Annotated in this window: 10 protein-coding genes; 5 read left to right on the top strand and 5 right to left on the bottom strand. The window is 71.3% G+C overall.

Going from position 1 to position 12104, the window contains the following annotated elements:
* Positions 1-17: 17 nt before the first annotated feature.
* Positions 18-530 carry a MarR family winged helix-turn-helix transcriptional regulator gene (locus IE145_RS11480; RefSeq protein WP_069737145.1) on the bottom strand — a complete coding sequence of 171 codons (513 nt, stop codon included), beginning with the start codon at positions 528-530 and terminating at the stop codon, positions 18-20.
* Between the two features lie 268 nt (positions 531-798).
* Between IE145_RS11480 and IE145_RS11485 the strand changes: the two genes are divergently transcribed.
* The gene (locus tag IE145_RS11485; protein ID WP_189520810.1) at positions 799-1581 is read left to right on the top strand and encodes a dioxygenase family protein; all 783 of its coding nucleotides are present in this window, start codon (positions 799-801) and stop codon (positions 1579-1581) included.
* Between the two features lie 115 nt (positions 1582-1696).
* Here the strand turns inward: IE145_RS11485 and IE145_RS11490 are convergent, their stop codons facing one another.
* Positions 1697-1849 (bottom strand): hypothetical protein, encoded by a 153-nt coding sequence (locus IE145_RS11490; RefSeq protein WP_189520886.1) that lies wholly within the window; start codon positions 1847-1849, stop codon positions 1697-1699.
* 422 nt (positions 1850-2271) lie between these two features.
* Between IE145_RS11490 and IE145_RS11495 the strand changes: the two genes are divergently transcribed.
* Complete coding sequence (locus IE145_RS11495; protein WP_189520811.1) at positions 2272-3273, top strand: sigma-70 family RNA polymerase sigma factor; 1002 nt, start codon at positions 2272-2274, stop codon at positions 3271-3273.
* Positions 3274-3426: 153 nt separating this feature from the next.
* On the opposite strand, the gene IE145_RS11500 is transcribed toward IE145_RS11495, so the two are convergent.
* Positions 3427-4542 (bottom strand): helix-turn-helix transcriptional regulator, encoded by a 1116-nt coding sequence (locus IE145_RS11500; protein ID WP_229825508.1) that lies wholly within the window; start codon positions 4540-4542, stop codon positions 3427-3429.
* Between the two features lie 61 nt (positions 4543-4603).
* Between IE145_RS11500 and IE145_RS11505 the strand changes: the two genes are divergently transcribed.
* Positions 4604-6160: an MFS transporter gene (locus tag IE145_RS11505; RefSeq protein ID WP_189520813.1), complete on the top strand. Its 1557-nt coding sequence runs from the start codon at positions 4604-4606 to the stop codon at positions 6158-6160.
* Between the two features lie 201 nt (positions 6161-6361).
* Here IE145_RS11505 and IE145_RS11510 read toward each other — a convergent pair whose 3' ends face one another.
* Entirely contained in the window at positions 6362-7117 is a 756-nt protein-coding gene (locus IE145_RS11510) for a DUF6227 family protein (RefSeq protein WP_189520814.1), read from the bottom strand.
* Positions 7118-7342: 225 nt separating this feature from the next.
* Positions 7343-8428, bottom strand: a complete 1086-nt coding sequence (locus IE145_RS11515; RefSeq protein ID WP_189520815.1) for a P1 family peptidase — start codon at positions 8426-8428, stop codon at positions 7343-7345.
* A gap of 242 nt (positions 8429-8670) precedes the next feature.
* Between IE145_RS11515 and IE145_RS11520 the strand changes: the two genes are divergently transcribed.
* Together IE145_RS11520 and IE145_RS11525 are read left to right on the top strand one after the other, a co-directional pair.
* Positions 8671-9780: an MFS transporter gene (locus IE145_RS11520; RefSeq protein WP_189520816.1), complete on the top strand. Its 1110-nt coding sequence runs from the start codon at positions 8671-8673 to the stop codon at positions 9778-9780.
* Positions 9777-12104, top strand: a complete 2328-nt coding sequence (locus IE145_RS11525; protein WP_189520817.1) for a molybdopterin oxidoreductase family protein — start codon at positions 9777-9779, stop codon at positions 12102-12104. Before IE145_RS11520 ends, IE145_RS11525 begins: the two co-directional genes overlap by 4 nt.

Below are 12104 nucleotides of genomic sequence, written 5' to 3' on the forward strand. Positions count from 1 at the left end.
ATCTGCCCTGGCTCCGCTCAGCGGAGCCAGGGCAGATCCGCGTCCGCGCCCTCCGGTTCCAGACCGGTGGCGAGCGTCCGCATGATCTCCCCGAGGCTTCTGACCTGCTCGTCCGTGAGCCGGTCGAACATCGCCTGCCGTACGGCCTCGACATGGCCCGGCGCCGAGCGGCGCAGCATGTCGAGGCCGTCGTCGGTGAGCACCGCGTTCTGGCCGCGCTTGTCGGAGGGGCAGTCCTCGCGGCGGACCCAGCCGTTCTTCTCCAGCCGGGCGATGGCGTGCGAGAGCCGGGAACGGGTGATCTTCGCGTTCCTGGCCAGCTCCGTCATCCGCATCCGGCGGCGGGGGGCCTGCGAGAGCTGGACGAGCAGTCCGTAATAGGTGTGCGGCATACCGGCATCGCGCTGCAACTGGCGGTCGAAGTGATCCTCCAGCAGCGTGGTGGCATGCAGATAGGCGCGCCAGACGCGCTGCTCCTCGTCGGAGAGCCAACGCGGTGCGCTGGTGGATGCCGTGGTCATGGACTCCACTGTACGACCTTTTCTTGAAAGTTGAACTAGATAGAGCTAAGGTCTCCACAGGTAGGACCTTGAAGTTTCAAGAAGCCTTCCCGGGAGGCTCCCGGCCGGGGGACCCGAGGGGGGCTCGCGCGGAATTCCGCAGGGCCCCTGGACCACGTTCCCCCGGATGACCTCGGGGAACTACCGCTCTGACGAACTCGTGACCGGATCCGGTGACCCGACGCCCAGCACGGCGCCCGGCCGCCCGGGATCCGGCGCCCAGTGGATGGGGAGTGCCATGACAGCCACCGCGGAGCGCATGCCCGCCCTCTACCTCTCGCACGGCGCGCCGCCCCTGGCCGACGATCCCGTCTGGCCCGGCGAACTCGCCGCCTGGTCCGCGGACCTGCCCCGCCCCCGCGCGATCCTGATCGTCTCCGCCCACTGGGAAGAGGCCCCGCTCGCCCTGGGAGCCACCGAGACCGTGCCGCTGGTGTACGACTTCTGGGGCTTTCCCGAGCACTACTACGGGGTGCGGTACGCGGCCCCGGGCGCGCCCGCTCTCGCCGACAGCGTCCGCAAGCTGCTGCGCGGCGCCGGTACGCCGGTCCAGGACATCCCGGACCGGGGGCTGGATCACGGGGCGTACGTCCCGCTGGTGGAGATGTTCCCGGACGCCGGCATTCCCGTACTCCAGATCTCCCTGCCGACCCTCGATCCGCAGAAGCTGATGAACGTCGGGCGCAGGCTCGCGCCCCTGCGCGACGAGGGCGTGCTGATCGTCGGCAGCGGCTTCTTCACCCACAACCTGGCGGCTCTGCGGCACCAGGGCGGCGGGGTGCCCGGCTGGTCGGCGGAGTTCGACGACTGGGGTGACCGCGCGCTGCGGGCCCAGGACATCGACGCGCTGATCGACTTCGAGCACACGTCCCCGGCCGGAAAGCTCGCCCACCCGCGCACCGAGCACTTCGCTCCGCTGTTCGTGACGCTGGGCGCGGCCGAGGGCGAACTGGACCGGGGCCGGAGCGTCATCGACGGCTTCTGGATGGGGCTGGCGAAGCGCTCGGTGCAGTTCGGCTGAGGGGCGAAGCCGCCTGCTGCGCCGACGGGTTCAGAACACCGGCGGGTCCCTGAGATCGGCGGGTTCAGAGCACCGGCAGCTCCAGGAGATCGGCGGGTTCGGAACACCGGCAGGTTCAGAACGTCGGCGGGGTCGGCTCGATCGCGCGCCGGGCGGTCAAGAACGCGAGCGCGTCGCCCACCTCCAGGGCCGTGTCGGTGACCTTGTGGGTGTGGTCGTCGCCGTGCGCCGCCGCCCGCGCGAACAGCTCCCCGGCGTCCGTGGTCACCGGCCGGATCGGCCGGTGGGCCTGGGCCCTGGCGTCAGGCTGCCGTCTGCCGTGCGACGCCCGTCGCGGACGTCGTGAGCAACCCGAACGCCACCGCAGCCGTCTCTCGGGGTGGAGCACGGCGTTTCGGGCGGGAGTACGGCGCTTCGGGTGGACGCGCCGATTCCGGGTACCCGGCCGGAGAGCCGACAAGGGGCGGAGAAGGGGCCGGCAAGGGGGCCGGAACACCTTCCGCACCGGCTCTGACCTGCGATTCCGACGGGATCCGCAAGCGGTGTCCGGTGGTCGGAGCCGGACAGGGTACTGCATGATCACGAAAATGAATGTGCCGCATGGGAATTCTGTCCGGATTCCAGTCGTTGTTTCCATCGGATGCAGGGCACCCGGAAGGGTGTCGCGACCTACTCAGCAAGGGAGCACGCATGGCAACCCGTGCCGTCGCCCGTCGTACGTCCGCCGCCTCCGGTGAGACCGACCGGGCAAGCAGTGTTCGCGCCGTGGGCGGGGAGATCGCCGATCGCGACCTGGTCGGCATGTACCTGGACGAGATCGCCCGCACACCGCTGCTCGACGCCGCCAAGGAAGTCGACCTCTCCCAGACCATCGAGGCGGGCGTCTACGCCCAGCAGATCCTCGACGGCGAGGTGGAGAGCGATGCCGGTGACGCGAAGCGTGAGGAGCTGGAGGCGCTGGTCGCCGAGGGCGAGCGCGCGAAGGACATATTCATCCGTTCCAACCTCCGGCTCGTCGTCGCCGTGGCCCGCCGCTACCCGCGCGCGGGACTCCCTCTGCTCGACCTGATCCAGGAGGGCAACGCCGGCCTGGTGCGCGCGGTCGAGAAGTTCGACTACGCCAAGGGCTTCAAGTTCTCCACGTACGCGACCTGGTGGATCCGGCAGGCCATCACCCGGTCCATCGCCGACCAGTCCCGTACGATCCGGCTCCCCGTCCACCTGGTGGAGGAGCTCGGCCGGATCCGCCGGGTCCAGCGCGAGTTCAACCGCGAGCACGGGCGCGACCCGGAGCACTCGGAGATCGCCGCCGAGCTCGACTCCAACGCCGAGCGCGTAGGCAACGTCCTGGACTGGGCCCGCGACCCGGTCAGTCTCAACATGTCCGTGGACGACGACGGCGACACCCAGTTCGGCGACCTGCTGGAGGACACCTCCGCCGTCTCGCCCGAGCAGTCGGTGATGACCCTGCTCCGCAGTGAGGAGCTGGAGGACCTCATCGGCAAGCTCGACAACAGGACCGCCTCGATCATCAAGATGCGGTACGGCATCGAGGACGGACGCGAGCGGACCCTGACCGAGGTGGGCAAGCAGCACGGCCTCACGCGGGAGCGGATCCGGCAGATAGAGAAGCACGCACTGCTCGAATTGAAGCGAATGGCTCACGACACGGGCTTTGACGCTGCGGCGTGAGCCATTAACCCGTAATCTCCCCATCAAGCCGGTTCGCACCGGCCGACCGACCGGGTCGTTCCGGTCACCCGACCGGTTTTTCACCGGTCCACGAGCTGAGCCCCGGCGTCCACCCCCCCCCGGCGTCGGGGCTCATCCCTGTTCCGGGCCTTGTTACGGGCCGGCCTCCAGCTCCTGCTCCGGGCCGGCCTCCAGCTCCTGCTCCGGGCCGGCCTCCAGCTCCTGCTCCGGGCCGGCCTCCTGTCGCGGTTCCGTCCCGGCCCCGGCGGCGGCCCGGGTCAGCCGGGCGCCCAGGTCCTCCAGGTACGCCGCCAGCTGCGGCGGCCCCTGCACGGAGAACTCGCAGTCCACCAGCGCCAGCCGCAGCGCCACCCACTCCAGCGAATCGGTGCACGAGGCGCGCAGCCGGCAGCCGCCCTCCCCGTCCGGCTCCGGCGCCCCGAGGTGCGCGGGCAGCCGCGCCGTCACGAACTCCGCCGGCGCGCCGAACCGCACGTCGAGCCGCAGCTCCGGCTGCATCCGCCGCATCGACCGGGCCAGGAACGTCGCCGCGTCCCCGTTCCCCGCGTCCTCGCCCCCGGCGCCCGCTCCGCTCCCCGCGCCCTCGACGGGCAGCGGCCTCGGGGCGAAGCGGGCCCCCGTGGCGTACGGCTCGCCGATCCGGTCCACCCGGAACGTACGCCAGTCCTCCCGGCCGACGTCGTACGCCACCAGGTACCAGCGCTGCCCGGTGCTCACCAGCCGGTACGGCTCGACCTGCCGCTTCGTCCGGGTGCCGTCGCCGCTGCGGTACGCGAACCTCAGCCGCTCCCGCCCGGTGGCCGCCGATGCCAGCGTCGTCAGCGTCCGCGGGTCGATGGTGGAGCCGTCGCCCCGGGTCAGCGGAACCGTGGCGTTCTGGAGCACGGAGACCCGGTGCCGCAGCCGGGAAGGCAGCACCTGTTCCAGCTTCGCCAGCGCCCGTACGGAGGCCTCGTCGACGCCCTCGATCGCGTGCCCCGCCCCGGCCCGCAGCCCCACCGCGATGGCCACCGCCTCCTCGTCGTCCAGCAGCAGGGGCGGCATGGCGGCCCCCGCGACCAAGCGGTAGCCGCCGACCGAGCCGCGCGAGGCCTCGACCGGATAGCCCAGGTCGCGCAGCCGGTCTACATCGCGGCGGATCGTGCGCGGGCTGACGTCGAGCCGCTCGGCCAGTTCGCCGCCGGGCCATTCGCGCGGGGTCTGAAGGAGGGACAGCAGTTTCAGCAGACGTGCCGGGGTATCGGACATGGCCTCAGGATGGCGGACCATCAGGTCATGATCTGACCTAATGGACGCCTAGGTTCTTCCCATGCCTTCTTCCGCACCGCCGCCGCCCGCGGCCCCGCAGCTCGCACCGCTCACGTCGCCCGCACCGCTCACGTCGCCCGCACCGCTCACGTCGCCCGCACCGCCCGTCTCCTCGGCTGCCCCGGCCGACCGGCGTCGCTGGTTCGCGCTCGCCATCGTGATGACCGCGGCCTTCATGGACCTCGTCGACGTCACGATCGTCAACATCGCGATTCCCAGCATCACGCGCGAGACCGGAGCCTCCGTCTCCGCGATCCAGTGGATCACCGCTGGTTACGCGCTCGCGTTCGCGGCCGGGTTGATCACGGGCGGCCGGCTCGGCGACATCTACGGGCGCAAGCGGCTCTTCCTCATCGGCATCGGCGGATTCACGCTCGCCTCGGCACTGTGCGGCTTGGCGCCCAACCCCGAGATACTGGTCGCCGCCCGCATTCTCCAGGGCGCGACGGCGGCCCTGATGGTGCCCCAGGTCCTCTCGATCGTGCACGCCACCTTCCCGGCCCACGAGCGCGGCAAGGTCTTCGGGCTCTTCGGCGCGGTCGTCGGACTCGGCGCGGTCTCCGGTCCACTGCTGGGCGCCCTGCTCACCGAGTGGGACCTCTTCGGGCTCGGCTGGCGGCCGATCTTCCTGATCAACCTGCCCGTCGGCATCGCCGGACTGATCCTCGGCGCGAAGTTCATCACCGAGTCCAAGGCCCCCAAGGCGGTCCGCCTCGACCTGCCCGGCGTCGCCCTGATCACCCTGGCGATGCTGATGCTCATCTACCCGCTCACCCGGGGGCACGAGCTGGGCTGGCCGCTCTGGGGCCATCTCTCGATGGTGGGCAGCCTGTTCGTCTTCGCGGCGCTGGTGACCCACCAGCGGCGAAAGGCCCTGACCGACGGTTCGCCGCTGATCGAACTGTCCCTGTTCCGGGTGAAGAGCTTCGCCGCCGGTATCGCCGTGCAGCTGACCTTCGGCGTCGGCCTCGGCATCTTCTTCCTGGTCTGGACCCTCTACATGCAGATGGGTCTCGGCTGGAGCGTGCTGCGCGCCGGTGTGACGGGCATTCCCTTCTCCGTCTCCGTCTCGGTGGCCGCCGGGATCTCCGTGCAGAAGCTCGTGCCCCGCTTCGGCCGCAAGGTCCTCCAGGCCGGTGCGCTCCTCATGATCGCCGGGCTGCTGATCTACCTCTGGGAGAGCGAGCAGTACGGCATGGGCATCAGCTCCTGGCAGATGGCCGTCCCGCTGGTCGTCATGGGCGCGGGGATGGGGCTGATCGTGGCTCCGCTGACCGACACGGTCCTTTCCGAAGTGCCGCAGGAGCATGCCGGTTCGGCGTCCGGCCTGATCAACACCGTGCAGCAGATGGGAACCGCGCTCGGCCTCGGTCTGGTCTCCGTCGTCTTCTTCGGCGCGATCGGCGACCGGCTGGCCCCGGAAGCGGTCGGGCCGGCGTTCGTCGACGCGTTCCAGGGGGCGCTGTGGTGGGTGGCCGGGGTGCTCTCGGTGATCTTCCTGGTGATGTTCGCGCTGCCCGCCCGGCCGCGCGCCCACGCAGAGTCCGGCCCGATCTGATCTGACCGGTGCGGCAGGGGAGCCGGCCCCGGGGGCAGTGGCCTTGAGGGGCCGCGGGCCCGGGGGGTTCGGTCCCAGGGGTGCGGGTCCCCGGGGTGCGACGCCTCCGGGTCTCGCACCTCCGGGCCCCGTAGGCGCAGGCCCCGGAGGCGCAGGTTCCGGAGACGTGGTTCCCGGAGGTGCAGGCCCCGGAGACGTGGGTCAGCAGATCCGGGTGCGGTTCTCCATCGCCGCGCGGGCGGTGTCCTCGTCCTCGTACACCTCGCACATGTGGCGGCCGTCGGGGGTCGCCGTGTGCTCGACCTCCCACAGGCTCGTCTCGCTGCCGTCCAGCAGCAGGAACGCGTGCTCGTAGAGCGTGAATCCGGCGGGTCGGCCGTCGACGTCGCACTGCCGCCCGAAGACCTGGGTGATGTGGTGGGCGAAGGCGGCCCGCAGCAGCCGCGCCTTCTCCTCGCCGGGGCGGTCGGCGTTCTCCGCCCGGCGCAGCACGCGGCGGGCGTGGTCCGCGGAGTTGTCGGGGGCGTACGTCCGGGGGAGCGGGGTCGGCGGGGCGGACATCAGGACCGTCAGCATCTCCAGGTCCCCCGGCGCCTCCGGCATCCCCTCTTCGCCGAAGGCCGGGGAGTCGGAGAGGCTCCCCGCCAGCCGGGACGCGGCGATACGGGCGTCGCCCTCGTCGTCGTACAGCTCGTGCCGGCGCGGGCTGTGCACGTCACGGCCGCCGCTGTGCACCAGCTCCCACAGAGTGAGCGCGGAACCGTCGGCGAGGAGATACGTGTGACGGTAGGTCTCGCGGTGCAGCGCCGAGCTGTGGTGCGACGAGTGCAGCGAACTGCTGTGGGCGAGCGCCGTGCCGAGACGGTCGACCGTGCTGTCGGGGAGGTCGAAGGAGTTCAGGGCGCGTCGCAGGAGTCGGTCGAGGTGGTGCTCGGTTGTCTCGCACGGATCGCTCAAGGTGGTGTCTCCAGGCCGTCGCCGCGTGTTACTCGATGCGTGCTTAACGTAGTCCCTGGGCCTGACATCGTGACCGGGGTTGGATGAAAACGTAAGGCGCCCGCTGAAAGTTCCCCGCCCGCGCCCGGTGCATTTCGGGCGCTTGGGAGGAACTCCCTTACGCGGACGGTGAGTCGGCCATCCGCGCGCGCCCCCGGCTCACACCGCGCGCCCCCCGCCGCGGCCTCACCGCGGCCCGTCCCCGTACAGCTCCGTGTACGAGAGGAACGTGCCCCCCGGCCCTCCGGCGCTCCGGGTCGCGCGCACCGCCTTCACGATGGCCCGCGCCAGGACGTCGGCGCCCGCCGCCAGGATCTCGTTGACGGCGACCGGGTTCCCCGGCTCCACCGGCGCCTGCCCGGTGGCCAGGGTGAACACGGTGTCCCCGTCGGTCAGCATGTGGACCGGGCGCACCGCGCGGGCCAGGCCGTCGTGCGCGGTGCCCGCCAGCTTCTGGGCCTGCGCCCGGGTCAGGTCCGCGTCCGTGGCGACGACCGCGATCGTCGTGTTGAACGGCGGGACCCCGCCCCCGGCCGCCTCCATGGCCTCCCGCTCCCGCGCGAGCCGCCGCTCCGCCGCCGCGTGGACCTCGGCCGGAGGGTGGACCGGCGGCTCCCCGGCCCCGTACTCCCCGAACAGCACCCCGGTCCGGGGGTCGACCACCGAGCCCGCCGCGTTGACCGCGACGACGGCGGCCACCGTGACGCCGGAGGCGAGGCGGACGCTCGCCGTGCCGATGCCGCCCTTGAGTGGGCCGGCCACCGCGCCGGTGCCCGCGCCCACCGAGCCCTCGGCGACCGGCGCCCCGGGGTCCGTGGCAGCCGCGGACTCCACCGCGGCGCGGCCGGTCGACGCGTCGGGGCGGGCCCGCCAGTCGCCGCCCCGGCCGAGGTCGAAGAGGGCGGCGGCCGGAACGACCGGCACCACCTGGGTGGGCCCGGGGCCGACCCGGACGCCCCGGCACTGCTCCTCCAGCCAGGCCATCACGCCGGACGCCGCGTCGAGGCCGAAGGCGCTGCCGCCCGTGAGGACGACGGCGTCGACCCGCTGCACCAGGTTGCGCGGGTCCAGCGCGTCCGTTTCCCGCGTACCCGGCCCGCCGCCCCGGACATCCACTGCTGCCACCGCCCCGCCCTCGGGCGCCAGGACGACGGTCGTGCCGCTCAGCGCGCCCGCACCGGCGACCTCGGCGTGGCCGACACGGATGCCGGCCACATCGGTCAGCGCGTCCAGCAGGGGCGGGAGTTCGGGGGTCTTGCCCTCGCGCGTCATCGTGCGGCTCCTCCGGTCGGGGTCGAGGCCCGCCGAAGAACACGGGCCACTGCACCTCGAACGTACCGGCGACCCGGAAGCGGCGTCCGAGACCCCGTACGGCCGCTGCGCCGGGCCCCGCGCGAGCAGGAGGCCCGGGTCCGGTCCCGGCGAGGCGACCCTTGCGACTGTCCGGGCGACCCGGTCACCCTCTCACCCCCTAAAACGGGTTCAAACTGCCCAAACAGCCCTACGGTGGCCGGGTGACCGAGCCCTCAGAAGCCACCGCAGCAGCCGAGCCCCCCGCCCCCGGCGAACCCTCGGCCACGCCTCCCGCGCCGACCGGCCCCCGGTCCGTCACCACCCGGGCCACCCTCGCCGGAGTGGTCGTCTCCGCCCTCCTGATCCTCGCGATCGTGCTCGGCAGCCGCATGCTCCGCAACTTCGACTCGGCCCTCCTCCCCTACGCCGTGGCCACGGTCTTCCTCGCCTTCGGCGTCGCCTACCGCTACACCGTCTGGATCTCCGCCCCCGGTGCCCGACGCCTCTTCAAACAGGGCTGGCGCAGCCTCTTCTCGATGGAGAACTTCCGCCGGGCCCCCACCGCCCTGCCCAGGATGATCGCCACCTACCTGGGCTTCCAGAAGTTCCTCGGGGCCCGCTCCCACGCCCGCTGGGCCGCCCACCAGCTGATCTTCTGGGGCTGCGTCCTCGCCGCCCTGATCACCTTCCCGCTCACCTGGGGCTGGTTCACCTTCACCTCCAGCACCGGATCGGGACCCGGCTACGAGATGCGGATCTGGGGCTTCAAGATCCTCGGCTTCGACTCCCTGAACCTGCTCGGCTGGCTGATGTTCCACGGTCTGGACATCGCCGCCGTCCTCGTCATCCCCGGCGCCTCGTACTTCCTGTGGCGCCGGATGAAGGACCGCGGCGCCGTCACCGGCCAGCGCTTCGCCTACGACCTGGTGCCGCTGATCGCGCTCATCGTCATCTCCGTGACCGGCCTGCTGCTCACCTTCTCCTCGGTCTTCCTGCACGGCGGCGGCTACCAGTTCCTGGCGATCCTGCACATGGTGTCCGTCGTCTTCACCCTGATCTACATCCCGTTCGGCAAGTTCTTCCACATCGTCCAGCGCCCGGCCGCGGTCGGCATGCAGCTGTTCAAGTACACCGGCCGCAAGGACGACGAGGTGTTCGCCTGCCGCCGCTGCGAGGAACCCATCGACACCGGGCCCTACGTCGAGAACCTCCGCGGCACCATGCGCGACCTCCGCCTCGACTTCGACGCCTGGGCCGAATACTGCCCGCGCTGCAAGCGGGTGCTGCGCGGCAGCGCCTACCTCTCCCATGTGAAGAAGGGCTTCAATTGACCGCGGATCCGCGAGCTGCTGCCGACCGCCGCACGTTCATCCCCCTGGACCCCTCCCTCGCTCCGCCCGGCACCCGCGCCTTCCGTGACGCGGGCGGCATCCCGGCCGACCGGTGGCACGCCGACCAGAACGGCGAGACGCTCGTCCCCACTCACTGCTGCTTCTGCGGCGTCCAGTGCGGGATGTATCTGCGCGTGGACCACGGCGGCAAGGTCTTCGGCGTCGAACCCCGCAACCACGACATCAACCGGATGCGGCTCTGCCCCAAGGGCATCAACGCCTATCAGCAGGTCAACCATCCCGACCGGCTGACCGCCCCGCTGATGCGCCGCTCCCGCGACGAGGAGTTCCGGGAGGTCTCCTGGGAGGAGGCCCTCGACTTCACCGTCTCCGAGGTCAAGCGCATCCAGCAGACCTATGGCAACGACGCCTTCGGGCTCCTCGGCGGGGCCAGCCTGTTCTCCGAGAAGACCTATCTGGTGGGCAAGTTCGCCCGGGTCGCGCTCAAGTCCCGGCATGTCGACTACAACGGCCGCCTCTGCATGGTCAGCGCCGCGGGCGCCAACAAACTGGCCTTCGGCATCGACCGGGCCGGCAACCCCTTCTCCGACATCCTGCTCACCGACTGCCTGCTCATCGCGGGCTCCAACGTCGGCGAGTGCTTCCCCGTGATGACGCAGTACGTCTGGGGCGCCCGGGACCGCGGCGCGACCCTCATCGTGGTCGACCCGCGCGAGACCGCCATCGCCCGGACCGCCGACATCCACGTCGCCCTCAGACCCGGCACCGACTCCGCCTTCTTCACCTCCGTCCTGAACGTCGTCATCGAGGAAGGGCTCACCGACGAGGACTTCCTCGCCGACCACGCCGCCGGGTGGGAGGAGCTCAAGGCCAAGGCCGCCGAATACCCGCCCTCCCGCGCCGCCGCGATCTGCGGCATCCCCGCCGAGCAGATCGTCCAGGTCGCCCGGGCCTTCGCCCGCGCACCCAAGGCCATGGCCTGGCATGCCCGCGGCATCGAGCACCACTCGCAGGGCGTCGAGAACTGCCTCTCCGTGATCAACCTCTGCACCGCCACCGGCCACATCGGCAAGCCCGGCGCCGGCTACGGCACCATCACCGGGCAGGGCAACGGGCAGGGCGGCCGCGAGCACGGCCAGAAGTCCGACCTCCTCCCCGGCGGACGCTCGATCATGAACGAGGAGCACCGCCGTCAGATCTGCGAGATCTGGGGCATCGAGGAGTCCGAACTCCCGCCCGCCGGCACCTCCATGATGGAGATGGTCTGGCAGATGCAGCGCCGCGAGATCCGCGGCCTGATCGGCATCTGCAACAACCCCTTCGTCTCCCTGCCCAACTACCGGGTGGTCAAGGAGGGGTACGACGCCACCGAGTTCCACGCCCAATTCGACTTCTTCCTCTCCGAGACCGCCGCCAACGCCCATGTCGTCTTTCCCGTCACCACCTGGGCCGAGGACGAAGGAGTGATGGCCAACGCGGAAGCCCGCGTGGTCAAGCACAACAAGGCCCAGGACCCGCCGCCGGGCGTCCGGACCGACACCTGGGTGATCTGCGAACTCGCCCGCCGCCTCGGAGCGGGCGAGAAATTCGACTTCCCCGACTCCCGGTCGGTCTTCGACGAGCTGCGCATCGCCTCCGCCGGGACCGTCAACGACTACTACGGCATCACCTACGAACGGCTGGAGGAGACCGGCGGCATCGCCTGGCCCTGCCCCGCCACCGACCACCCGGGCACCCCCCGGCTCTTCGAGGACGGGAAGACCTACCACCCCGACGGCAAGATCCACCTCCAGGTCGTCGAATGGCACCCGCCGATGGATCCGTACGACGACGAGCACCCCATGTCCCTCACCACCGGCCGCACCGTCGCCCACTTCCTCTCCGGCAACCAGACCCGCAGGCTCGGCGCCCTCGTCGAACAGACCCCGCGCCCCTGGGCCGAGATCCACCCCTCCCACGGCTTCCGCAACGGCGAACCCGTCCGGGTCGTCACCCGGCGCGGCAGCGAGGTCTTCCCCGCTCTGGTCACCGAGGCGATCCGCCCCGACACCGTGTTCGTCCCGTACCACTGGCCCGTCCCCACCGCGGCCAACGCCCTCACCATCGATGCCCTCGACCCCCGCTCCAAGATCCCCGAGTACAAGGTGTGCGCCTGCCGTATCGAGCACGCCGAGCGGATCGACGAGGTCCCCGCCCCGCCGGTCGCCCCTGGCCATGTCGCCTACCCGGAGACCCAGGTCTCCCGGACCGACCCGCTGCCCCCCACGGCCCCGCAGGGCCGTGGCACCTCGGAGAGGAGCTGA

This window comes from Streptomyces sindenensis (assembly GCF_014649035.1).
Lineage (GTDB): Bacteria > Actinomycetota > Actinomycetes > Streptomycetales > Streptomycetaceae > Streptomyces > Streptomyces sindenensis.

Bases quoted from the DNA above. Each gene is read 5' to 3' on its own strand.
- IE145_RS11485 (WP_189520810.1), top strand. From the start codon at position 799: ATGACAGCCACCGCGGAGCGCATGCCCGCCCTCTACCTCTCGCACGGC.
- IE145_RS11495 (WP_189520811.1), top strand. From the start codon at position 2,272: ATGGCAACCCGTGCCGTCGCCCGTCGTACGTCCGCCGCCTCCGGTGAG.
- IE145_RS11500 (WP_229825508.1), bottom strand. From the start codon at position 4,542: ATGTCCGATACCCCGGCACGTCTGCTGAAACTGCTGTCCCTCCTTCAG.
- IE145_RS11505 (WP_189520813.1), top strand. From the start codon at position 4,604: ATGCCTTCTTCCGCACCGCCGCCGCCCGCGGCCCCGCAGCTCGCACCG.
- IE145_RS11515 (WP_189520815.1), bottom strand. From the start codon at position 8,428: ATGACGCGCGAGGGCAAGACCCCCGAACTCCCGCCCCTGCTGGACGCG.